This window comes from Bradyrhizobium sp. Y36 (assembly GCF_002531575.1).
In the GTDB taxonomy this organism is placed as follows: domain Bacteria; phylum Pseudomonadota; class Alphaproteobacteria; order Rhizobiales; family Xanthobacteraceae; genus Bradyrhizobium.
In genome coordinates, this window is the sequence record NZ_NWTI01000014.1 from 133,297 (window position 1) to 155,143 (window position 21,847).

Below are 21,847 nucleotides of genomic sequence, written 5' to 3' on the forward strand. Positions count from 1 at the left end.
GGGCTTGAACGGCTGGCTTCCGCCGCCGCGGAAGGGATGCCCGGTCGCGAGCTCTTGCTCGGCGCACGCATCCTGCCAGTTCACATTCCGTAGAAGATCTTGATCTCCCACAGCACCACGATGATAGCCGTGATCAACGTGACCGCGGCGACTGCACTTTCCAGGGAAGCGACTCTCATAGCTTACTCCGCTTCCCAGCCCCGTCAGCGGTCTAGGTGATTCCCCGATTCGCCGGCAATCGCGCGGGGCTCGCCGGCGCGCACTCCGTCGCGGGCTGTGGTGCCGGGGCCACAACGGCCCCGTAGAATCCCGGATTAATTACCCCACCATACGGTCCCGGCCGCTCCAGAAGCCCGCGCGCAGCACCTTCTTGTCGACCTTGCCGACGCCGGTCATCGGCAGCTGCTTGACGAACTGGATCTGCTTGGGCGCATGGGCGGAGCCTTTCCGGGTCTTGACCATGTTGATCAGCTCGTCCGGATCGGGCCTTGCGCCCTCGCGCGGCACGACGATGGCGGTGACGGCCTCGCCCCATTTCTCGTCGGGGATGCCGACGACCGCGACCATGGCGACGTCCGCATGTTGCGACAGCACGTCCTCGACCTCGCGCGGGAAGATGTTGAAGCCGCCGGAGACGATCATGTCCTTCTTGCGGTCGAGGATGAACATGTAGCCGCGCTCGTCCCGGCGCGCGATGTCGCCGGTGTGGACCCAACCGTTCTTCAATGTCTCGGCGGTGATGTCGGGCCGCTTCCAGTATTCCGCCATCACATGCGGTGCGCGCACGCAGATCTCGCCGGCTTCGCCCGTCTTCACTTCCTGATCGTCGTCGCCGAGAATCTTGACCTCGCAGGCCGCGATCGGGAAGCCGCAGGACAGGAACAGCTCCGGCGTCCTGGGATCGTGATCCGCCTTGCGCAGCACCGAGACCGGATAGCATTCGGTCTGGCCGTAGAGCTGCGAGAACACCGGCCCGATGCGCTCGATGCCTTCGACCAGCCGGCTCGGCGACATCGCCGACGCCCCGTAGAGCACCAGCTCGAGCGAGGAGAGGTCGGTCTCATCAAGCGCGGGATGATCGAGCAGCACATAGATCATGGTCGGCACGAACAGCGTGAAGTTGATGCGCTCGCGCGCAATCGTGGCCAGCACGGCCTCGGGATCGAATCCTTTGAGCATGTGCACGGTGCCGCCACGCATCAGGGTCGGCAGCACCTTCGTGCCGGCGACATGGCTGATCGGGGCGACCGTGAGATAGCGTGCCGCGTCGGGAATCTCGAAATCGGCGAGGATCGCGGCGGCGGCTCCGGCATTCTCGCGGTGATAGCGCAGCGCGCCCTTGGATTTGCCGGTGGTGCCGCCGGTGTAGTTCAGTGTGGAAAGATCGTCGGCGCCGGCGAGGCACAGCGCGCTGGCGTGGCCTTCGATCTCGATCGCCCGCAGCAGATCGACACCATAGCCGGCCGGCCCCATGGTGAAGACCGCCTTCAGCCGGCTCGCTTTCGCGGCGAGCTCGCCGCCGCGGTCGCGGAAGGCGGCCGCATCGACCACCAGCATCTCGGCCTCGGAATCCTCGAGCTGGAACAGCTGGTCCTCCAGCGATCCCAACGGATGCAGCCAGGTGATGCAGAGCCGCGACAATTGCGCCGCGACGCCGGCGCACCAGGTGTCGGCGCGGTTCGCGGTGAGGAAAGCGACGCGCGCGCCGGCTTGCAATCCGAGCCGCATGAACACGCCCTGGATGCGTCCGATCAGGTCGATCGTGCCTTGATAGCTCAGCGATCCCCCGGGCCATGCGAAAGCGGTGCGGCCGGGATAGCGCGACAGCGCCCGTAGCGTCTGCGCGCAAGTCGGGGACGATGCGTGGAGCGGATCGGACATATGTTTCCTCGTTGCTTTGTCACCGGCTTCTGACGTGCCAATGTTGCCGATGACGCTAGCACAGAGACCGCGGGAGGAAACGACAAAGCCCGCGCGAGGGAGGCATGCGTGACGAGGAGATTTGCGTGACGTCCGATCGACTGCAACGCTTCCGCGATCGTCTCGCTCTGCCGCTGATCGCAGCTCCGATGTTCCTGGTGTCGGGCGTCGAGCTCATGGTCGCGGCCTGCCGGAGCGGGGTGATCGGCAGCTTCCCCACCGCCAATTGCCGCAGCACGGATCAGCTCGATGCATGGCTCACGGAGATCGAAGCGCGGCTGCACCAGCATGAGCAACAGGCCGGCCGCAAGGTGGCGCCGCTCTGCCCGAACCTGATCGTGCACCGCTCCAATGCGCGGCTCGACCAGGATCTCGCAATGCTGCTGCGACACAAGCCGGAGATCGTCATCACGTCGGTGGGCTCGCCGGCGCCGGTGTTGAAGCCCCTGCAGGATGCCGGCGCGCTGGTGCTGGCGGACGTCGCCTCCATCCGCCACGCCGAGCGCGCAGCGGAGGCAGGCGCCGACGGGCTGGTGCTGCTCACCGCGGGCGCGGGCGGACAGACCGGCTGGCTCAACCCGTTCGCCTTCGTCCGCGCGGTGCGCGCATTCTACGACGGCATCGTCGTGCTCGCGGGCGGCATCAGCGACGGCCATGCGCTGCATGCGGCCGAAGTGCTCGGCTGCGATCTTGCTTATATGGGCACCAAGTTCATCGCGACGCGCGAGAGCATGGCCGACGATCGTTACAAGCGGATGCTGGTCGAGAGCAGTGCCGACGACATCCTGCTCACCACGGCGTTCACGGGCTTGCAGACCAGCATGCTGCGGCCGTCGATCGTGGCCGCCGGGCTCGATCCCGAGAACCTGCCGGCGCGCGGCGCGATCGATATCGCCGAGGATATCGACGTCGTCGCGCGCGAGAATCGGCCGAAGCGCTGGCGCGATATCTGGAGCGGCGGACATTCCACCTCTGGGGTCACCGATGTGCTCGCCGTCGACGATCTCGTGGCGCGGACGGCGGCCGAATATCGCGCGGCGAGAGCGCGCTCTTCCCCGTAGAATTGCGGGGCGGCGAGACCTGCTCATGCCGATCACGGTTAATCGCGTGCTCGCGCGACATGCCCCACTTAACGGCGGATTAACCAACGCCCGCCAAGAATCCCCTCACGGCCGCCAATCAGGACCGAGAGGGACAGGCGATGGACTTCGATTATCTCAACAGCAAGACAGCCGCGACGCTGGACGAAATCCGCATCCGCGTCGCCCATGCGCTGGCCCGTCATCCGCTGTGCCGCAACGTTCGCTTCGACATCGTCAGCGTTCCCCGAACCCGCCGCGGCGGCAACTGGACGGTGGCCTTGCAATCGGTCGAGCCGCGCGCGGTCTGGGAGGCCTCGGAGATCGTCTCGGACATCCAGGACGCCTACGATCTGGCCGCAGCCGCCTGATTTTATTGGCTTTTCAAAGCCGTGTGTCGTTGCAGGCATATTGATTGTCGCAACGAGGGCACACTCAAGCCTTAATTCGTTCCTTTTTCACGGGCAACGTTAACAAACTCGTGAAGCGGCGGTTCCCGGAGAGACGTTTGTCCAAAGCCATCACCATCGTTGTGCTGACCTGCTTCCTCGTCCTCGGCGCTGCCACCACCGCCATCCTTGGCCGCGACAGCGTGCCCAGCGTCAGCGAAGAGATGATCGCGCAGGCGCCTCCGGCCAAGCCCCTTGCAACCAATCGCGCCGCCAAGGCCGACCGTCTGGTCCCGACCCTGGCCCTGGCTTCGGCCGCGATCGCGCCGGTCCAGGTGCCGGCCGACAGGCTTTCGCAGGCGCCCGTGCTGGCCGAGCCGCTGCGCCAGGCCTTTGCCGCCGCCACCCCGACCGATTTCCCGATGCCCAAGGCGTCGTTGAGTGTATCCGAGGCGCCCGCCGCGGCTGAGGTTCCTGCCGTCGAAGTTCCGGCCAAGCCGAAGGTTGTGGCCAAGCCGCAGCCGCAGAAACATTATACCTTGCTGTCCGACGCCCAGATCGCCGGCATCAGGGATCGCCTGAAGCTGTCTTCGTCGCAGGAATATTACTGGCCTTCGGTCGAAACCGCCCTGCGCAACGTTGTCCGGAAGATCTCGGCCAACAAGCTCTCCAATCCGAACGCGCCACCCAGCGCGCAGATCGATCCGAATTGCGACGAGGTCCAGCAGTTGAAGTCGGCCGCCATGCCGCTCCTGTTCCAGCTGCGTGACGATCAGAAGGAAGAAGTGCGCAAGCTCGCCCGCCTCATCGGGCTCGAGAAAGTCGCGCAGCAGATCTGAGGCGCAAGTTCCTTCGGGAACTGCGTCCCCGACCAGGAACATCCGGCAATCAAAGCGCGTTGCTCGCTCCAAAGAGGGAGTGGATCAATGCGCGCCTCGATAGCCTATTTCGTCGGTGCCGGAACCATCATCGCAGCCATCGCCATTGGTCTCGGTGGCGGTATCGTCGCCGGCAATATCATGAATCCGATCGCGCCCAAGCAGGGCCCGGACACCGGCAAGATGGCGCAGCGCGCCGAATCCGCTGGCGCACCGGCAGCGACCAACGCGCCCTCGGAACGCGTCAACTATCTCACCGGCACGCAAGCCTTCGGCGCGGTGGTTGCGACGCCGGCGCAGGCCGAAGCCAGGCCTGAAGCCGCAAAGCCTGACACGCCGCCCACCCAGGCGAATGCCGAACCGCCGCCGCCTTCGCAAGCGGCCGCGGTTGAGCCGCCCAAAGAACTGTCCAGGGAACAGTCCAAGGAACAGTCGAAGCCGGCAGTCGCCTCGTCTTCAAAGCCGGCAAAGCCGGCCGAGCAGCAGACCTCGGCCGATCCGGCCTCTTCTCCTGACAACGCCTATGCCAAGGCCAGGGATTCCGACGTGAAGCGTGCTGCATCCGACCGGCGCCGGATGGAGCGTCGCGAGCGCTGGACGGAGCGGCGCCATTATGATTCCCGCGAGCCGCGCGGCATGCGTGACCGCACCGATTGGGACGACGTCGCGCGCAACATCCGCGAGGATTCCGATTCGCGCGACTACGCCGGCCGGTCGCGGGGCGGCTTCCCGCAGATCAGACTGTTCGGATCCGACGACGATTGATGCTCAGCCATCGACCGGTGTGAAGCAAGCAAGCGCACGTTGCGCCGCGGTCACGCCAGTCCCGCGCGCCGCAATCCTTCCAGATAATGCGCACGATCCGCGTCGCGCAGCATCGGCAGTTCGCGCGTGATCCAGGCGAGCGAGATTTCGGGCTGGGCGCGGCGCAGACCTTCCAGGGCGGACGCTGCGCGCGCCGGATCTCCTGACATTCCGGCCGCCGCCGTCAGCACGCGGTGCGCGCCGACGAAATCGCCGCGCTGCCGCATCGACTCCCGCGCCATCTGCACGGCTCCTTCGTAGTCGCGGCCGACGAAGCGGGCATAGGCCGCAACTCCGCAATAGATCGCCGCGAGCGGGTCGCGCGGGCTCAGCCGCAGCGCGCGCCGTGCTGCGGCGTCGCCATCCTGCCATCGTCCGGCGTAGCACAATGTCACGCCGTAAAAGGCATGCGCCATCGCGAAGTTCGGATTGAGTTGCAAGGCCAGCTCGAACTCGGCCAGCGCGTCGTCGAAGCGGCGGCGGAACAGATAGGCGTAAGCGAGGCCGTGATGGGCGAAGGCGTCCTCGCGATCGGCCTCCACCGCGGCAAGGGCCGCGCGTTCGGCGATCGGCACCGTCGCAGCCATGTCGGCCCAGCCCATATGCGCGCCGAAGATGTGGCTGGTTGCGAGCAGGCCCAGCGCCTTGCCGTAGGCGGGATCGATCGCGACGGCCCGTTCCAGCAGCGCTTGCGCCACGGCGTTGTCCTCGCGCGTGATGCGCCAGTGATGCGATAATGCGCGCATCACGAGGTCCCAGGCGTCGAGACTCCCCGGCGGCTTCTGCTGGGCGCGAAAGCTTTCAGCGGCATAGAGCTGCGGTTCTATCGCGGCGACGATCGCCTCGGTGATCTCGTCCTGCACGGCGAAGATGTCGGCGAGCTCGCGATCGTAGCGCTCGGCCCAGAGATGGCTGCCGGTGGAGACGTCGTTGAGCTGAGCCGAGATGCGCACCCGCTCGCCGCTCCGCCGCACGCTGCCTTCGACCACGTAGCGCACGCCGAGCTCGCGCGCGACCTCGCTGATGTGCACGGCGCGGCCCTTGTAGACGAAGGACGAGTTGCGCGCGACGACGAAGAACCAGCGCAGCTTCGACAGTGCGGTGATGATGTCCTCGCTGATGCCGTCGGAGAAATAATCCTGCCCGGCTTCGCCGCTCATATTGGTGAACGGCAGCACGGCGATGGCGGGCCGCTCGGGAAGCGCGAGCGCCGCGCGCGGCATCCATGCGGTGCGGCCGGTTGCCGGCGCGGTCGCGTCACCCGTCGCGCCATCCTTGGCCTCGACGTCGCCGACGAAGCGAAACCCCTTGCGGGCGATGGTTCGGATCAAGGCCTGGCTGGCGCCGCTGTCGCCGACCGCCTTGCGCGCCGCGTTGATCCGGCTGGTCAAGGTGGATTCGGAGACGCTGCGCCCGTGCCAGATCTTGTCGATCAACTCGTGCTTGCTGACCACGCGGTCGCGGTTCTGCATGAGGTGGACGACGAGATCGAAGACCTGCGGCTCCACGGCAACGGGAACCTGCTCGCGGCTCAGCTCGCGCCGGTCGGTATCGAGAAGATGGTCCCGGAACAGAAACTGCACGTTGAAAACTCTAGTCTCATGACAAACAGGCACGCAAAACGTCAAAATGAAATTTGGGTCGAAAACTGTGAGTCTGCCGAGAAGGTCGCTCGGTTCATCGCGAGCGGGTGATGGCAGCCATGCTGTTTGCGGAGGGGAATAAAACGATGACGAGCGCCGGGTTCGGGCCCGCGGACGCGTCGCCGCGCATGTCGCTTCGCTCATGCGGGCTACGCAGACGCCGCTCAGTCATGGCCATCCGATCGCAATCGATCCGTCATCCTGAGGTGATACACGCGGGCGCAACGTCGTCCGGGACGAATGTGTGGCGAAACTGCGAATGTCCATTGCCGAGCTGCACGGCGTGCGTAAGCTGTCGCCCGCACAAGACACCAGCCATGAAGAAACGCCCATGCCCGCCTTCCCTGCCTCCACCACCGTGCTCGATTCCATGCTGTTCCGCGACGCCTTCGGCACGCCCGAGATGCGGGAGGTGTTCTCCGACGTCGCGCTGGTCGCGCGCTATGCCGAGGTCGAGGTGGCGCTGGCGAAGGCGGAGGCGAAGTGTGGCGTGATTCCGCAGCAGGCGGCCGAGGCGATCGCGGCGAGGACCGATGTTGCCGCGCTCGACTTCGATCAGCTCAGGCAGGAGACGGACATCGTCGGCTACCCGATCCTCCCTCTGGTGCATCAGATGGTGAAGCAGTGCGGCGAGGCCGGCCGCTACGTGCATTGGGGCGCGACGACGCAGGACATCATGGACACCGCCGTGGTGCTGCAATTGCGCGCTGCGCTGGAGATCGTCGAGCGCGACATCGCCGAGCTGCGCAGGATCCTTGCCGATCTCTCCAGGCGATATCGCGATACGCCGATGGCGGGCCGCACCCACCTTCAGCAGGCGCTGCCGGTCACCTTCGGCTACAAGACCGCGATCTGGCTCGCCATGTTCGATCGTCACGCCGAGCGGCTGGCGCAGCTGAAGCCCCGGGTGCTGGTCGGCCAGTTCGCCGGCGCTGCCGGTACGCTGGCCTCGCTCGGAGACAAGGGTTTTGAGGTGCAGGAGGCCCTGTGCGCCGAGCTGAAGCTCGGCGTTCCCGCCTCGACCTGGCACGTCGCGCGCGACGGGTTCGCCGAGGCCGTGAACTTCCTCGCCCTCGTCACCGGCTCGCTTGGCAAGATCGCCCTCGACATCATGATCATGGCCTCGACCGAGTTCGCCGAGGTCTATGAGCCTTTCGTCAAGGGACGCGGTGCCTCCTCGACCATGCCGCAGAAGCGCAACCCGATCTCGTCGGAACTGATGCTGGCGGCGTCCAAGGCGGTGCGCCAGCATGCCGGCCTGATGCTGGATGCGATGGTGCAGGATTTCGAGCGCGCCACGGGTCCCTGGCACGCCGAATGGATGGCGATTCCGGAAAGCTTCGTGCTGACTGCCGGCGCGCTGCACCAGGCGAAGTTTGCGCTCGCGGGCCTCATCGTGGACGAGGCGAGGATGAGCGACAATCTCGCCATCAGCCGCGGCCTGATCGTGGCCGAAGCGGTCATGATGGGGCTCGCGCCGCAGCTCGGCCGGCAGGAGGCCCACGACGTGGTCTATGACGCCTGCCGTCAAGCCAACGAGACAGGCATGAGCCTGGCCGATGCGCTGTCCGCGGACGCGCGGATCACGAGCCGCATCGATCGCGCCACAATCGAGGCGCTGACCTCACCGAAAAATTACCTCGGGCTCGCGCCCGCCATGGTTGACCGGGTGCTGAAATCGGCAACGCGTTGAAAACCAAAATGCGCGAAACTGCGTATCTTCTCCGTGCCGCAAGGTGCTCGCGCACTTGCGCCTCGCGATGCTAGACTTAAATTGAACGAGAGACTTCGGCAGAGGGCCCCGCATGACTGATCACCGCAATTCCACCGCTCCCATCGATCCCGCAAAGCTCGACCGGCTGGCCGAGGTGGCGGTGAAGGTGGGCCTGGGCTTGCGGCCGGGACAGGATCTGCTTCTGACCGCGCCTGCGATCGCGCTGCCGCTGGTGCGGCGGATCGCCGTGCACGCCTACAAGGCCGGCGCCGGTATCGTGACGCCGATCCTGTCGGACGAGGAGATGACGCTGGCGCGCTACCGCCACGGTCACGACAACAGTTTCGATCGCGCCGCCAACTGGCTCTACGAAGGCATGGCCAAGGCGTTCTCGGACAACACCGCGCGCCTTGCGATCGTCGGCGACAATCCGATGCTGCTGTCGGGCGAGGATCCTTCCAAGGTGGCGCGCGCCAGCAAGGCGAACTCGATGGCCTACCAGCCGGCGCTGGAGAAGATCGTCAATTTCGACACCAACTGGAACATCATCGCCTATCCGAGCCCGTCCTGGGCGAAGCAGGTGTTCCCCAATGAACCCGAGGACGTTGCGGTCGGCAAGCTCGCGGACGCGATCTTCGCGGCCTCGCGCGTCGATCGCGAGGACGCAATGGGCAATTGGGCGAGCCACAATGCGGTGCTGCGCGAGCGCACCAACTGGCTCAACGGCCAGCGCTTTCGCGCTCTGCAGTACAGCGGTCCGGGCACCGACCTCACCATCGGTCTTGCCGACGGCCATGAATGGGAGGGCGGCGCCTCGCTCTCCAAGAACGGCATCAGCTGCAACGCCAATATCCCGACCGAAGAGGTCTTCACCACGCCGCATTGCCGGCGGGTCTACGGCCACGTCGTGAGCTCGAAGCCGCTGTCCTACCAGGGCACGCTGATCGACAACATCGCGGTGCGCTTCGAGGACGGCAAGATCGTCGACGCAAAGGCCTCGCGCGGGGCCGAGGTGCTGAACAAGGTGCTCGACACCGACGAGGGCGCGCGCCGGCTCGGCGAGGTGGCGCTGGTGCCGCATTCCTCGCCGATCTCGCAGAGCGGACTGTTGTTCTACAACACGCTGTTCGACGAGAACGCGGCGTCTCACATTGCGCTTGGCCAGTGCTATTCGAAATGCTTCGTCAACGGTGCGCAGCTCACCCCGCAGCAGATCGCGGCACAAGGCGGCAACCAGAGCCTGATCCATATCGACTGGATGATCGGCTCGGCCGAGACCGATATCGACGGTATCCTGCCCGACGGCAGCAAGGTCCCTGTGTTCCGCAAGGGCGAGTGGGTGAAGTAACTACGCCGCCGCGTTGCGCAGCATAGGATCGTTGTCGATGCTGAAGCGGTTGAACAGCGTCGTGAACGGGCTGCCGTCGGTGGCCCGTACGATGGCGTCGGAAGCCGCGATCGCCTCGTAGAGCGCGACGACCGGATCGTCCGCTTCGCCGAGGTCGAGGCTCCTGCGGATCTCCTCGCGGGTCTCGTTGATCTCGTCCTCGTCGTCGAGCGTCGCCTCCAGTGCCTCCGCCGCACGCCGCATCTCCTGGAGGTCGCCGCCCCCGGAAAATTTGAGGATGTCGAGCCAATAGGGGCGGGCGACGACGAGCTGGACGAACGCCTCGAACGTGCCGGCAATGATTCCTGCCCGTCCCTCCGATGAGACGTAGAGCACGTTCCGTTGCGGCATCAGCACGAACGCGCCGCCGGAGCCGTCACTGCCGATCTGCCGGGGGCTTTCGACGCCGTCGACGGTAAACCAGGGCTCTTCGTCCGGCACGAAGGAGACATCGAGACTGGCGAGCCGGGCGACGACCGCGCGATTGGCTGTCACGACCTCGGGCGTGAGGGGCATCGACATGGCTCCGTTTTGGTGCTTCCGCGCACTTTGTCGCACCCCGAAAAGGATGGGTTCATGTGCGCGATTTTGCAGGGAAATCGCGATGTTAACCGCGTTGCGCCTGCAGCTTCCGGCTGATTTTCGAGGCCTGCGTAATAAAGAATTAAAAACCGGTGACTAGCGTTCTCGCCATCTTTCGAAACAATCCGGGCCGAGACCCGGCCATACTTATTATATCCTCTGGGGGAGAAGATGTCGCGTTCATTGATTGAAATCGGTAGTTGCAATGTGGACCTCGAGCTGCGGCCGATCGAGCCGTCCTGGATCATCGAGGGCAACCCGGTATCGCGCTCGCACATCCTGTCCACCAGCGCCGACGGCACCGCCTCGACGATCATCTGGCACTGCACCGAAGGGCGCTTCAACTGGTACTACGATATCGACGAGACGATCATGATCATGGAAGGATCGATCGTGCTCGAAAGCGACGGCATGCCGCCGAAGCGTTACGGCCCCGGCGACGTCATTTTCTTCCGCGACGGCGCGCATGCCAAATGGCATGTCGAAGGCTACGTCAAGAAGATCGCCTTCTGCCGCAAGACCAACCCCGTGATGATCGGCTTCCTGATCCGCGTGGTCAACAAGCTCAAGAAGACCTTCGCCTTTACCGGCGAGCGCCGTCCGGCCTCGCTGATGGGCGCCGGCTAGAGCTCACATCAGGTTTCAAGGACGCTTCCCAGCGGCCACGACGAAGAGGGGTCGGGATCATATCCCGGCCCCTCTTCTCGTCAGGACGGCAGCTCGAGCCGGTAGACGTCGGTTGCGGTCTGCGAGAACAGGGCCGTCTTCTCGGCCTCGCTCAACGGTGCGGCGATCCGTTTGAAAGCGTTGAAGATCACCTGGTAGCTGCATTGGCCCTTGTCCGGCGGGAAGTTGCTTTCGAACATCGCACGTTTCGGGCCGAACGCCTCGATGCAGGTCTCGACATAGGGCCGCCACGCCGCGGCAAGCTCGTCGGATGTCGGCGGCCTTTCGCGCAAATGGAAGTCGTAGCCGAGCAGGCACATGGCGAGGCCGCCGAGCTTCACCACCACGTTCTCGCATTTGGCGATGTCACGGATCGAGGCGCGCCATTGCGCAAACACCTCTTCGCGGCGTCCCGCGAAGCGGCCGACGCCGGCGGGGCCGCCGCAATGATCGAGCACGATCCTGGTGTCGGGGAAGTCGAGCGCCAGCTCGGTCAGTTCGCCGATCTGCGGATGAAACAGCCAGGCATCGAAGCTGAGGTTCAGCGGCGCGAGGCAGGCAAATCCCTTGCGGAAGGCCGCGTCCTGCAAAAGTCCCTTCGGCCGGTTCGCATACATGCCGGCGACGACGGGATCCTCGTCCCAGGCCGAGGAATGCCTGATGCCGCGGAAGCGGCCGTTGCCGGCCGCGATCTCGGCCTCCAGCACTCTCTTTGCGGCGTCGCCGAGCAACAGATTGGCGTGGCTGACAATGCCGGCGCAGATCGCAGCCTTGCCGTAGCCACCGCTCGCGCTCATCGCGGCGACGCCGTTGGCGAACTCGACCTCGCCGACGGGCCGGAATGCGTCCGGCCCGTGCGCGCGATACATCGAGCGGCAGTCGACATAGACGGTCGCGATCACGTTGTGGCCGGAGGCGATATCGTCGGCCATCTCCTCGATCAGATAGCGGTGCCCGCGATTCCACAGATGATGATGGGGATCGACGATCGGCCGCGCGGGATCAATGATCTCCTCCTGATGCAGCGCGAGCCAGTCCTCGCGCGGCTCGACGAACAGCCCGCTCGTATTGGCGGGCACACTGCTTGCAGCCATCGGCGTTCGCTCCCTCGCGTTTCTTGGGGGGGAGCCTAGCATCTCATATCGTCCTGCAGCTGTGCGCGTTGCGCAACCGCATCCGTCTTCGCGAGCACAGCGGTGCCTTGGTCAGCCCTTCCGCCGCTTCGCCCTTACCTCGACCATCAGTCGCCAGTCGGCCGCGGTGTTCGGCTTGGCCTCACCGAGCCAACGGAAGGAATCGGTGGTGATCCCGGTAAAGCTCCAGCGCGTCAGCTCGCCGGCCTCGGTCGTTCCCTCCTGCACGATGTCCTGTCCGTGCGGACGGCCGATCTGCTGGCGGAACACGGAGCGCGCAGGATCGAACCAGCAAATCCGCCACGCAGACATGGTGGGATCATAGACCCGCAATGTCGTGCCGTACCAATTGCCCGCGATCGGAAAGGCCGGCGCGCCCGCGGGCCGCGGGATGATCCAGACGTCCTGGACGGCGCGGCCCTCCAGCACCCAGCCGAAATGGATTTCGCCGGGCGCCGCGTGTGTCGTCCCATCGGACCCATGGGCGGTTATCTCGGCATCCCAGTCGCCGACGAAGCGGCCGTAAAGTTGCAGCGCCGCCGCATGCTCGGAATTCGGTCCGTCCGCGTGCAGCAATCTGGCAAAATCGGTCATGTCGATCTCCTCTCGCTGGAGATCAGCACCGCGGGGCGCAGAAGGCTTGGAGAAAATTGCGCTCAGACCCCGTCGAGGATGATCACCGTCGGCTTCGACGGCAGCGCGTCCCGCGACATCCGGAACGACCGTTCGGTGCGGCGGTCGATCTCGAACTGCTGGCCGATCCGGCGCATGAAGTCGTCGAGCGGGGTGGCGAAGCGGTGCATCGGCAGCACCACCGAGGCGCGCAACCGCTTGGTGATGTCGGAGATGCCGTCCAGCGACATGGTGTAGGTGCCGTCGATCGGCACCATCACGATGTCGAGCCGTCCGATCTGGGCGAAATGGCTGTCGTCGAGCTTGTGGTGGAGGTGGCCGAGATGACCGATGCAGAGGCCGGCGACCTCGAAGATGAAGATCGAATTGCCGTCGCGGATCATGTCGGTGCCGGCATCGTCGCCGAAATAGCGGCGGATGTCGGTGGTGACGTTGCGGATGAAGGTGTCACTGATGCGCTCCGACACGATCGCCGGCTTGCCATCCTCGCCCCAGCCATGCAGCACGTGGGGAATGCGCCGATCGGGAAACAGGGAATAGTGCGTGCTATGGGCCCGGTTCATGGTCACGACGTCGGGGAGCCGTCCCACCTGATAGGCGCCGCTGTAATCGGTCGCAATGCGCAGGCCGCCGGGCGTGTCGATGAAATAAGTGGAATGGCCGGCATAGGTGATCTCGACCTCCGCCGCGGTCGCCGCCCGCCGGAATGCAACGGGCATGGCCCGCGGGGCCGCGTTGGCCATCGCCAGGCATTCGCTGCGCTGGGGCTGCTGGGCGAGGGCAGGGGTCAGAAATGCGCCGAACAGCGCCAGAGCCGCCGAAACCAGTCGCCACATGGATCCGTCCCCGATGACTTCGCGGCGAAGTCTAACGTGCAATGCAGCGTCTCGCCAATGGGGTGGGATCGACAGCGCGTCAGTGCCGCACCTATTGCTCGCGCCTCGGGCTGAACTTCCAGGTGATTGCAACGAGGCCTGCGGTGATCAGGCCGCAGATGAGCCCGGCGATCGGCAGCGCGAGCAGCAGCGCGGCGCTGGCGGCCCAGCCGATCGAGGAAAAGGCCTCGGCGAAGGTCGCCAGCCGCGATGAGGTCTGGCGGCGGCGGAACTGGCTGCGCCGGGCCTGGACCCGGAACCAGAGCTGGATCGCGGTCGCCGAGGCCGCGCTGATGATGATCGCGGCGGCGCTGACCGCCGCCTGGTAAGGTGAGGCGAAAGCGAGCGCGGCCACCAGCGGGCAGAAGATCGCGGCGATTGCGATCAGCACCACCTCGATCTTGGCGCGGATGACGCCGGACGGCGTCAGCGGCGCGGTCGCGACCAAATCGGGGGCGTCCTCGCCCGAGATCGTCAGCCAGGCAAGCCCGCCGGCGAGCTGTCCGGCCGCCATCACGATCACAGGCGTGATCAGCGTCAGCGCCGCGGAGCTGTCGGCAAAATTGCGCCAGAGCAGCAAGGCCGGCGGCACCAGATAGAGCAGCTGCATCAGCGTCTGCGAGATCAGCCAGGGATCGCGCCAGAGTAGCGAAAATTCCTTGCGCCGCAGCGCCTGCTGCCGCGACCCGCCGCGGAACGGACGTTCCTTCGCGCGCCGGCTGCCGGACGCGCCGTAAGCCGCCGCATCGATCGCGGTGTCGGCAAAGCGGTGCGAGAACATCGCCATGACGCTTCCGAGCAGCATCAGGGCGAGCGCCAGGAGCAGCAGCAGCGCCTTGCTGTCGCCCATCACCGCCCGCGCCGGCCACCACCAGATGCTGTCGGCATCGGGCGCGTAGGCGACGACGCTGCCGGAGGTCAGAATGGTGAAGCGCGACAGCGTGCCGTAGGACATGATCGCCGCGACCTGGAGCGCGATGACGAAGCCGGCGCCGATGATGGCGGCGAGGATCTGGGCAATCAGGCGCGTCCGCGCCGGGCCGATCAGGCGAAACAGCAGGATGGTCACGGCGATCGCGATCGCCGCGGCCGACAGGCCCATCGCGACCACCACCCCGAACGCCGCGAGCCAGCGCGCACCCCCGCCGATCACGAGCACGTCGATGAAGGGCGTCGAGAACAGAACCGCGATCGCGGTGACGGACAGCGCGATTGCGGCGATCCGGACCGAGAACAGATTGGCCAGCGTCGCCGGCGAGGACATGATCAGGTCGAGATCGGCGCGGGCGTAGAACACCCGCGTCACCGATTCGATCGCCTGCGAGAGCATCAAGGTCCAGGCCAGAAAGATCGTCGCCGAGATCACGATCAGCGAGGATTTGTCGAGCGGCAGCTGCAGATCGGCGAAACGGCCGATCACCGCCCAGGCCGGCAAATGCAGCAGCGCGGCGAAACAGACCAGGCCGATGATGGCGGCGCGCGTCCGCTTGCGCCGTCCGCCGGTCATCATGGCGAACCATTCGCGCCAGGCGAGCCGAAGCTCGTGGCGGGCAAACCAGGAGAGCGCGGTTGCCGAGCTCATGCCGCTTCCGGAAGCGTCACCAGCGCGATGAAGAGATCCTCCAGGCTGGTGTCGGCATGGCCGTTCTGCTGGCGCAGTTCGGTCAACGTGCCTTCGGCGACGAGGCGGCCCGAGGCGATCACGCCGATGCGGTCGGCCATGCGCTCGGCCACTTCGAGAATATGCGTGGTCATGATGACCGTGCAGCCGGCGCGGACGCGCATCCCAAGCAGGCCCTTCACGTGTCGGGCGGAAACCGCATCGAGCCCGGTCAGCGGCTCGTCGAGGATGATGAGGCGGGGATCGTGCACCAGCGCGCCCGCGAGCGCCACCTTCTGGCGCATGCCCTTGGAAAAGCCCTCGCAGCGTTCGTGACGGTGCGGCGCGAGGCCGAGCGACTCCAGCAGGTCCTGCGCCACCGGCTGCGAGACCGACGGCGCGATGCCCCAGAGGCCGGCGACGAATTCGAGATATTCGAGCGGGGTCAGCTTGTCGTAGATCATCGGCTCGTCGGAGACCCACGCCATCACCTGCTTGGCGGCGACGGGACTCTGGAGCGCATCGATGCCGAAGATCGAGACCGCGCCGGCGTCGGGACGCAGCAGGCCCGCAACCATGCGCAAAGTGGTGGTCTTGCCGGCGCCATTGGGGCCGACCAGGGCGTAGAATTCACCGGCGTGAATGGTGAGATCGAGGTTATCGACCGCCAGCCGGTCAAAACGCTTCGTTAACCCCTTCACTTCCAGCGCCGAGCTGTCGGGCTTCATGACGGCCACACCATCCGGTTTCGCATCGCCTGCGACCATGACCCGAAGATGTTTCGGCACGGTGAATCGCAACGCGGCAAATTCCGGCATACGGGTTGGACTAAAGGCAAGTCGCCGTGCAAGTCACCGTTTGTTGACAGCGCTCGGCGGTTCAGGCTGAATTGGTTCCGGACAAATGGAGCTAACGCGGCGAAACGACTGCGTAGCGACTGGACACAAGATGCGGCAAGGCGGTCAAAAGAACCGCCGTTGCATCGGGAGGAAGCGCGGCGATGCTGGATTTCGTTCAGCAGCTGGTCAGCGGTGTTGCGCTCGGCTGCGTCTACGGCCTGATCGCGCTCGGCTTCGTGCTCGTCTACAAGGCCACCGAGGTCGTCAATTTCGCCCAGGGCGATCTGATGATGCTCGGCGGCTTCTTCGCCTTCACCTTCATCGGCATGATGGGCCTGAACTACTGGATCGGCTTTGCCGGCGCGGTGGCGGCCATGGCGCTGTTCGGCATGCTGGCCGAGCGCGTGGTGGTGCGGCCGATCCTCGGCTATCCCCAGTTCTCCATCATCATGGCCACCATCGGGCTCGGCTATTTCCTGCGCTCGATCGCCGGCATGATCTGGGGCACCGACGATCTGAAGATCGAGACGCCGTTCAGCCAGGGCGTGCTGCGGATCGGATCGCTGGTGCTCGCCTATGACAAGTTGTCGGTGATCGCGGCGACGATGATCCTGTGCACGCTGCTCTGGCTGTTCTTCAACAAGACCACGCTCGGCACCGCGATGCGTGCCAGTTCCGAGAACATGCTCGCCGCCTATTACATGGGCATTCCGGTCAAGCGCGTGGTGTCGGTGGTCTGGGCGATCAGCGCGGCGGTCGCGACCTGCGCCGGTGTGCTGCTGGCGCCGATCACCTTCATTCATTCCAACGTCGGCCTCGTGCTCGGCCTGAAGGCGTTTCCCGCCGCCGTGCTCGGCGGCTTCGGCTCGATACCGGGGGCCGTGGTCGGCGGCGTCCTGATCGGCGTGATCGAGAGCATGGCCGGGTTCTACCTGCCGGAGGGCTGGAAAGACGTCGCACCTTACATCGTGCTGCTCGCCGTGCTGCTGCTGAAGCCCGAAGGCCTGTTCGGCCATCACGTCCGCAAGAAGGTCTGAACGCCATGCGCTTCCTGTTCAAGACCGACTATGAGGACGACATCAAGCTGTTTCCGCACTCGGGCTATCTGGTCTCCTACGGCATCCTGCTCGCGCTGCTGCTGATCGCGCCCTATTTTCTCTCCAGCTATCTGATGAGCCAGCTCGTCTTCGTCTGCATCTATGCGACCGTCGGCGTGGCGCTGCTGATCCTGACCGGCTTCACCGGGCAGGCCTCGCTCGGGCACGCCGCGTTTCTGGCCATCGGCGCCTACACGGCGGCGTACCTGCAGAAATACAACGTGCCGTTTCCGGTCTACTTCCTCGCCGCCGGAGGCTTGACCGGCATCATCGGTGCAATGGTCGGCTTTCCCGCGCTGCGCCTCACGGGCATCTACCTCGTCATCGCCACCATCTCCTTTGCCCTCATCGTCGAGGAGATCCTGGCGCGCTGGGAGAGCGTCACCAACGGCAACGAGGGCATGCGGGTCAAGACGCTGTCGCTGCTCGGCGTCACGGTGCCGCGCGACAGCCCGACCTTCTATTACCTCTGTCTTGCCGTGCTGGTGCTGACCATCGTCGGCACGCTCAATCTTCTGCGCTCGCCGACGGGGCGCGCCTTCGTCGCGATCCGCGACAGCGAGACCGCGGCGCGCAGCATGGGCGTCAACGTCGCGCTCTACAAGGTAAAGTCCTTTGCGATCTCGGCGGCGATCACCGGCTTTGCGGGTGTGCTGTTCGCGCACAAGCTCTCCTTCATCTCGCCGGAGATGTTCACGCTGCAGCTTTCGATCGAGTTCATCATCGTGATCCTGATCGGCGGCACCTTCAGCCTGCATGGCGCGGTGCTGGGCGCAATTTTCATCGTGATGATCGACCCGTTCCTGACCTATCTGAAAGACGACATGCCCGGCATGATCGCCGGCATCGCCGCGACATTCGGCGCCGGACCGGCCGCTGCGGGAAGCATCAAGTCGAACGTCGCGGCCTTTGCCTCGCTGAACGGCCTCAAAGGCGCGATCTACGGCATCATCATCGTGCTGTTCGTGCTGTTCGAGCCGCTTGGGCTCTACGGCCGCTGGCTCAAGATCAAGCTCTTCTTCCAGCTGTTTCCGCTCTACAAACGCGCCACCTTCAAGCGGCAGAAGATCTACGTGAAGTCGGAGCGGAACCGATGAGCTATTTCCGCGCCGAGAATTTGTCGCTGCATTTCGGGGGTCTCAAGGCCGTCGATGCCGTGTCCTTCGCGGTCGAGAAAGGCGAGATCCTGTCGATCATCGGCCCCAACGGCGCCGGCAAGAGCTCGATCTTCAATTTGATCTCGCGCATCTACCGACCGACCTCGGGCCGCATCTTCTTCGAGGACCAGGACATCACGGAAGAGCCGCCCTACGACATCGCCAGGCTCGGCATCGCCCGTACCTTCCAGAACATCGAGCTGTTCGAGAATGCCACCGTGCTCTCCAACCTTCTGGTCGGCCGCCATCGGCATTCGACCACGCAGCTCTGGCAGGAGCTCCTGTTCCTGCCGAGCGTGCGTTCCAACGAGAAGCTGCACCGGCGCCGGGTCGAGCAGGTCATCGAATTCCTCGATCTCGAACCCTATCGCGACAAGCTGATCTCGGGCCTTCCTTACGGCGTGCGCAAGGTGATCGAGCTGGCGCGCGCGCTGTGCTCGGAGCCGAAGCTGATCCTGCTCGACGAGCCGTCAAGCGGCCTCAATGTCGAGGAAACCGACGACATGTCGTTCTGGATCCGCGACATGAAGAGCGAGCTGGGGATCACCGTGCTGATGGTCGAGCACGACATGTCGCTGGTCAACCGCGTCTCCGATCGCGTCATCGCGCTGAACTACGGAAGGGTGCTCGCCATGGGCTCGCCCGCCGAGGTGCAGCAGCACCCTGATGTCGTCGCCGCGTATCTGGGAGCTTGACGCATGGACGCCGCCGTCACGCCCGAGATCATCCTGAAACTCTCCAACATCGAGAGCTATTACGGGCCGATCATGGCGATCCGCGGCATCTCGCTGGAGGTGCCGCGCGGCCGCATCGTCACGCTGCTGGGGGCGAACGGTGCCGGCAAGACCACGGTGCTGAAGACCATCTCGGGCATTCTCGATCCGCAGAAGGGCTCGATCGAATTCCTGGGCAAGCCGATCCAGCGCATGGAGGCCGACCGGATCGTACGGCTCGGCCTCAGCCACGTGCCGGAGGGACGCGAGGTGTTCCCATTCCTGTCGGTGCGCGAGAACCTGATGATGGGCGCCTATCCGCGCAAGGACCGTGACGGCGTCGCGGAGGATCTGGAGCGCGTCTACGGCTATTTCCCGCGCCTGAAGGAGCGCGTCAACCAGCCTGCCGGCCAGCTCTCGGGCGGCGAGCAGCAGATGCTCGCGATCGGACGGGCGCTGATGAACCGGCCGACGCTGCTGCTGCTCGACGAGCCCTCGCTCGGGCTGTCGCCGCTGCTGGTGAAGGAGATCTTCACAATCATCCGGCGCGTCAACGAGGAGCAGGGCATGTCGATCCTGCTGGTCGAGCAGAACGCCAAGGTGGCGCTGGAGACGGCGCATTACGGCTATGTGCTCGAGATCGGCCGCATCGTCATGAACGACAGCTGCGACCGCTTGATGCATTCCCAGGACATCCAGGAGTTCTACCTTGGCGCCAAGGAAGCGGGCGCGCGAGGCGAGCGGCGCTGGAAAAAGAAGAAGACGTGGCGGTGAGGACGAGCTGGCAGTAAGATGAACCCCGTCATCCGCAACAGAGACCGCCGACAAGGCTGGCAGCGGAGGCAGGCGACAGGGAGGAGAGGCGCATGGCCCGAACGGCGGTGCTGACGGTCGCGGACACGATCGCGAAGAGCTTTCTGCGTGCTGCCCAGACGCGTGGCGACAGGCCGGCGATCCGCGAGAAGAAGTTCGGGATCTGGCAACCGACCAGCTGGCGCGAGTGGCTGGAGATTTCCAGGGAAATCGCCTACGCGCTTCACGCCTCGGGCTTCCGGCCCGGCGACGTCGCCTCCATCATCGCCAACGCCGTCCCGGAATGGGTCCACGCCGACATGGGCGTCCTCTGCGCCGGCGGCGTTTCCTCCGGCATCTATCCGACCGACGCCTCGTCCCAGGTCGAATATCTCGTCAACGATTCCAGAACGAAAGTCATCTTCGCCGAGGACGAAGAGCAGCTCGACAAGATCCTCGCCTGCCGTGGGCGCTGTCCGTCCCTGCAGAAGATCATCGTGTTCGACATGGAGGGCCTCAGCGGCTTCACCGACGACATGGTGATGTCGCTCGACGAGTTTCGCGCGCTCGGCCGCAACCACATGGTCGGCCGCGAGGCGCTGTGGCAGGAGATGATCGACAGCCGCGGCGCCGGCGATCTCGCCATCCTCGTCTATACCTCCGGCACCACCGGCCCGCCCAAGGGCGCGATGCACGCCAACCGCAGCGTCACGCACCAGATGCGGCACGCCAATGACTTCATCCCGGCGCTGGAAGACGAGGACCGGCTGATCTTCCTGCCGCTCTGCCACGTCGCCGAGCGCATCGGCGGCTATTACATCTCGGTCGCGCTCGGCTCGGTGATGAATTTCGCCGAGAGCCCGGAGACCGTGCCGGACAATCTGCGCGAGGTGCAGCCGACCATCTTCCTCGCTGTGCCGCGCATCTGGGAGAAATTCTACTCCGCCATCACCATCGCGCTGAAGGACGCGACCCCGCTGCAGCAATGGGTCTATCGCCGCGCGATTGCCATCGGCTACCGCACGGTCGACTACAGGCTCGAGGGCAAGCCGCCGCCGCTGTCGCTGCGGCTCGCGAGCCGCATCGCCTACCGGGTCGCATTCCGCAACATCCGCCGCATGATGGGGCTGGACCGCTGCCGGATCGCCTTCACGGGGGCCGCGCCGATCGCGCCGGAGCTGATCCGCTGGTATCTCGCGCTCGGCATCGACATCCACGAGGTCTACGGCCAGACCGAGAATTGCGGCGTCGCCACCATGATGCCCGCGGAAAGGGTCAAGCTCGGCTCGGTCGGTACCGCCGTGCCCTGGGGCGAGGTCGCGCTGTCGCCCGAGGGCGAGATCCTGATCAAGGGCGACTTCCTGTTCATGGGCTATCTCAACCAGCCGGAGAAGACCGCCGAGACCATCGACTCACGCGGCTGGCTGCACACCGGCGACGTCGGCACCATCGACAATGAAGGCTTCGTCCGCATCACCGACCGGATGAAGGACATCATCATCACCTCCGGCGGCAAGAACATCACGCCGTCCGAGATCGAGAACCAGCTCAAATTCTCGCCCTACATCTCGGATGCCGTCGTGATCGGCGACAAGCGGCCGTATCTCACCTGTCTCATCATGATCGACCAGGAGAACGTCGAGAAGTTCGCGCAGGACCACGACATCCCTTTCACCAATTACGCCAGCCTGTGTCGCGCGGCGGAGATCCAGGACCTGATCGGGCGCGAGATCGAAGGCGTCAACGGCAATTTCGCCCGCGTCGAGACCATCAAGAAGTTCTACCTGATCGAGCGCCAGCTCACGCCGGAGGACGAGGAGCTGACGCCGACCATGAAGCTGAAGCGCGGCTTCGTGAACAAGCGCTACGCCGACGAGATCGAAGCGATGTATCGCCAGCGCGCGGTGGCGTGAGGCACGGAATCATTCGAGAAAGCGAAGGAGCGA

At 65.2% G+C, this 21,847-nt stretch carries 20 protein-coding genes; 12 read left to right on the forward strand and 8 right to left on the reverse strand.

Going from position 1 to position 21,847, the window contains the following annotated elements:
- Positions 1-318 precede the first annotated feature (318 nt).
- Positions 319-1,881 (reverse strand): AMP-binding protein, encoded by a 1,563-nt coding sequence (locus CO669_RS22645; RefSeq protein WP_097662148.1) that lies wholly within the window; start codon positions 1,879-1,881, stop codon positions 319-321.
- Between the two features lie 125 nt (positions 1,882-2,006).
- On the opposite strand from CO669_RS22645, the gene CO669_RS22650 reads away from it, so the two are divergent.
- The 4 genes from CO669_RS22650 (at position 2,007) to CO669_RS22665 (ending at position 5,031) form a co-directional block, all read left to right on the forward strand.
- The gene (locus CO669_RS22650) at positions 2,007-2,981 is read left to right on the forward strand and encodes an NAD(P)H-dependent flavin oxidoreductase (protein WP_097662149.1); all 975 of its coding nucleotides are present in this window, start codon (positions 2,007-2,009) and stop codon (positions 2,979-2,981) included.
- Between the two features lie 140 nt (positions 2,982-3,121).
- Positions 3,122-3,370 (forward strand): hypothetical protein, encoded by a 249-nt coding sequence (locus CO669_RS22655; protein WP_097662150.1) that lies wholly within the window; start codon positions 3,122-3,124, stop codon positions 3,368-3,370.
- A 137-nt stretch (positions 3,371-3,507) separates the two neighbouring features.
- Complete coding sequence (locus CO669_RS22660; RefSeq protein ID WP_198964204.1) at positions 3,508-4,227, forward strand: hypothetical protein; 720 nt, start codon at positions 3,508-3,510, stop codon at positions 4,225-4,227.
- A gap of 87 nt (positions 4,228-4,314) precedes the next feature.
- Complete coding sequence (locus CO669_RS22665; RefSeq protein ID WP_097662151.1) at positions 4,315-5,031, forward strand: hypothetical protein; 717 nt, start codon at positions 4,315-4,317, stop codon at positions 5,029-5,031.
- 50 nt (positions 5,032-5,081) lie between these two features.
- On the opposite strand, the gene CO669_RS22670 is transcribed toward CO669_RS22665, so the two are convergent.
- A complete protein-coding gene (locus CO669_RS22670; protein WP_097662152.1) occupies positions 5,082-6,653 on the reverse strand; it encodes a winged helix-turn-helix domain-containing tetratricopeptide repeat protein in 1,572 nt (523 codons plus the stop codon).
- Between the two features lie 391 nt (positions 6,654-7,044).
- Between CO669_RS22670 and pcaB the strand changes: the two genes are divergently transcribed.
- Positions 7,045-8,406 (forward strand): 3-carboxy-cis,cis-muconate cycloisomerase, encoded by a 1,362-nt coding sequence (pcaB, locus tag CO669_RS22675; RefSeq protein ID WP_097662210.1) that lies wholly within the window; start codon positions 7,045-7,047, stop codon positions 8,404-8,406.
- A gap of 112 nt (positions 8,407-8,518) precedes the next feature.
- Positions 8,519-9,775: an aminopeptidase gene (locus tag CO669_RS22680; protein WP_097662153.1), complete on the forward strand. Its 1,257-nt coding sequence runs from the start codon at positions 8,519-8,521 to the stop codon at positions 9,773-9,775.
- On the opposite strand, the gene CO669_RS22685 is transcribed toward CO669_RS22680, so the two are convergent.
- Positions 9,776-10,330, reverse strand: coding sequence for a hypothetical protein (locus tag CO669_RS22685; RefSeq protein WP_198964197.1), 555 nt, complete (start codon positions 10,328-10,330; stop codon positions 9,776-9,778).
- A gap of 237 nt (positions 10,331-10,567) precedes the next feature.
- Between CO669_RS22685 and CO669_RS22690 the strand changes: the two genes are divergently transcribed.
- Entirely contained in the window at positions 10,568-11,023 is a 456-nt protein-coding gene (locus CO669_RS22690; RefSeq protein ID WP_097662155.1) for a cupin domain-containing protein, read from the forward strand.
- Between the two features lie 80 nt (positions 11,024-11,103).
- Here CO669_RS22690 and CO669_RS22695 read toward each other — a convergent pair whose 3' ends face one another.
- The 5 genes from CO669_RS22695 to CO669_RS22715 all read right to left on the reverse strand — a co-directional run bounded on the left by CO669_RS22695 (position 11,104) and on the right by CO669_RS22715 (position 16,031).
- Positions 11,104-12,156: an amidohydrolase family protein gene (locus tag CO669_RS22695; RefSeq protein WP_097662156.1), complete on the reverse strand. Its 1,053-nt coding sequence runs from the start codon at positions 12,154-12,156 to the stop codon at positions 11,104-11,106.
- A 111-nt stretch (positions 12,157-12,267) separates the two neighbouring features.
- Positions 12,268-12,789: a hypothetical protein gene (locus tag CO669_RS22700; protein ID WP_097662157.1), complete on the reverse strand. Its 522-nt coding sequence runs from the start codon at positions 12,787-12,789 to the stop codon at positions 12,268-12,270.
- Positions 12,790-12,851: 62 nt separating this feature from the next.
- Positions 12,852-13,664, reverse strand: coding sequence for an MBL fold metallo-hydrolase (locus CO669_RS22705; RefSeq protein ID WP_097662158.1), 813 nt, complete (start codon positions 13,662-13,664; stop codon positions 12,852-12,854).
- A 91-nt stretch (positions 13,665-13,755) separates the two neighbouring features.
- Positions 13,756-15,285 carry a permease gene (locus CO669_RS22710; RefSeq protein ID WP_097662159.1) on the reverse strand — a complete coding sequence of 510 codons (1,530 nt, stop codon included), beginning with the start codon at positions 15,283-15,285 and terminating at the stop codon, positions 13,756-13,758.
- Complete coding sequence (locus CO669_RS22715; protein WP_198964205.1) at positions 15,282-16,031, reverse strand: ABC transporter ATP-binding protein; 750 nt, start codon at positions 16,029-16,031, stop codon at positions 15,282-15,284. Before CO669_RS22715 ends, CO669_RS22710 begins: the two co-directional genes overlap by 4 nt.
- Positions 16,032-16,303: 272 nt before the next feature.
- On the opposite strand from CO669_RS22715, the gene CO669_RS22720 reads away from it, so the two are divergent.
- The 5 genes from CO669_RS22720 to CO669_RS22740 all read left to right on the forward strand — a co-directional run bounded on the left by CO669_RS22720 (position 16,304) and on the right by CO669_RS22740 (position 21,814).
- Entirely contained in the window at positions 16,304-17,179 is an 876-nt protein-coding gene (locus CO669_RS22720) for a branched-chain amino acid ABC transporter permease (protein ID WP_097662161.1), read from the forward strand.
- A gap of 5 nt (positions 17,180-17,184) precedes the next feature.
- A complete protein-coding gene (locus CO669_RS22725) occupies positions 17,185-18,336 on the forward strand; it encodes a branched-chain amino acid ABC transporter permease (protein ID WP_097662162.1) in 1,152 nt (383 codons plus the stop codon).
- Positions 18,333-19,091: an ABC transporter ATP-binding protein gene (locus CO669_RS22730; RefSeq protein ID WP_097662163.1), complete on the forward strand. Its 759-nt coding sequence runs from the start codon at positions 18,333-18,335 to the stop codon at positions 19,089-19,091. The genes CO669_RS22725 and CO669_RS22730 overlap by 4 nt, the downstream gene beginning before the upstream one ends.
- A 3-nt stretch (positions 19,092-19,094) precedes the next feature.
- The gene (locus tag CO669_RS22735) at positions 19,095-19,883 is read left to right on the forward strand and encodes an ABC transporter ATP-binding protein (protein ID WP_097662164.1); all 789 of its coding nucleotides are present in this window, start codon (positions 19,095-19,097) and stop codon (positions 19,881-19,883) included.
- A 92-nt stretch (positions 19,884-19,975) separates the two neighbouring features.
- Positions 19,976-21,814 (forward strand): AMP-dependent synthetase/ligase, encoded by a 1,839-nt coding sequence (locus CO669_RS22740; RefSeq protein ID WP_097662165.1) that lies wholly within the window; start codon positions 19,976-19,978, stop codon positions 21,812-21,814.
- Positions 21,815-21,847 lie beyond the last annotated feature (33 nt).

What these genes read in the sequence shown, in the direction of transcription:
- CO669_RS22735 (WP_097662164.1), top strand. Translation starts at nt 19,095, where the DNA reads ATGGACGCCGCCGTCACGCCCGAGATCATCCTGAAACTCTCCAACATC.
- CO669_RS22720 (WP_097662161.1), top strand. Translation starts at nt 16,304, where the DNA reads ATGCTGGATTTCGTTCAGCAGCTGGTCAGCGGTGTTGCGCTCGGCTGC.
- pcaB (WP_097662210.1), top strand. Translation starts at nt 7,045, where the DNA reads ATGCCCGCCTTCCCTGCCTCCACCACCGTGCTCGATTCCATGCTGTTC.
- CO669_RS22740 (WP_097662165.1), top strand. Translation starts at nt 19,976, where the DNA reads ATGGCCCGAACGGCGGTGCTGACGGTCGCGGACACGATCGCGAAGAGC.
- CO669_RS22730 (WP_097662163.1), top strand. Translation starts at nt 18,333, where the DNA reads ATGAGCTATTTCCGCGCCGAGAATTTGTCGCTGCATTTCGGGGGTCTC.
- CO669_RS22665 (WP_097662151.1), top strand. Translation starts at nt 4,315, where the DNA reads ATGCGCGCCTCGATAGCCTATTTCGTCGGTGCCGGAACCATCATCGCA.
- CO669_RS22700 (WP_097662157.1), bottom strand. Translation starts at nt 12,789, where the DNA reads ATGACCGATTTTGCCAGATTGCTGCACGCGGACGGACCGAATTCCGAG.
- CO669_RS22690 (WP_097662155.1), top strand. Translation starts at nt 10,568, where the DNA reads ATGTCGCGTTCATTGATTGAAATCGGTAGTTGCAATGTGGACCTCGAG.
- CO669_RS22685 (WP_198964197.1), bottom strand. Translation starts at nt 10,330, where the DNA reads ATGCCCCTCACGCCCGAGGTCGTGACAGCCAATCGCGCGGTCGTCGCC.
- CO669_RS22705 (WP_097662158.1), bottom strand. Translation starts at nt 13,664, where the DNA reads ATGTGGCGACTGGTTTCGGCGGCTCTGGCGCTGTTCGGCGCATTTCTG.
- CO669_RS22680 (WP_097662153.1), top strand. Translation starts at nt 8,519, where the DNA reads ATGACTGATCACCGCAATTCCACCGCTCCCATCGATCCCGCAAAGCTC.
- CO669_RS22645 (WP_097662148.1), bottom strand. Translation starts at nt 1,881, where the DNA reads ATGTCCGATCCGCTCCACGCATCGTCCCCGACTTGCGCGCAGACGCTA.
- CO669_RS22695 (WP_097662156.1), bottom strand. Translation starts at nt 12,156, where the DNA reads ATGGCTGCAAGCAGTGTGCCCGCCAATACGAGCGGGCTGTTCGTCGAG.
- CO669_RS22725 (WP_097662162.1), top strand. Translation starts at nt 17,185, where the DNA reads ATGCGCTTCCTGTTCAAGACCGACTATGAGGACGACATCAAGCTGTTT.
- CO669_RS22710 (WP_097662159.1), bottom strand. Translation starts at nt 15,285, where the DNA reads ATGAGCTCGGCAACCGCGCTCTCCTGGTTTGCCCGCCACGAGCTTCGG.
- CO669_RS22715 (WP_198964205.1), bottom strand. Translation starts at nt 16,031, where the DNA reads ATGAAGCCCGACAGCTCGGCGCTGGAAGTGAAGGGGTTAACGAAGCGT.
- CO669_RS22655 (WP_097662150.1), top strand. Translation starts at nt 3,122, where the DNA reads ATGGACTTCGATTATCTCAACAGCAAGACAGCCGCGACGCTGGACGAA.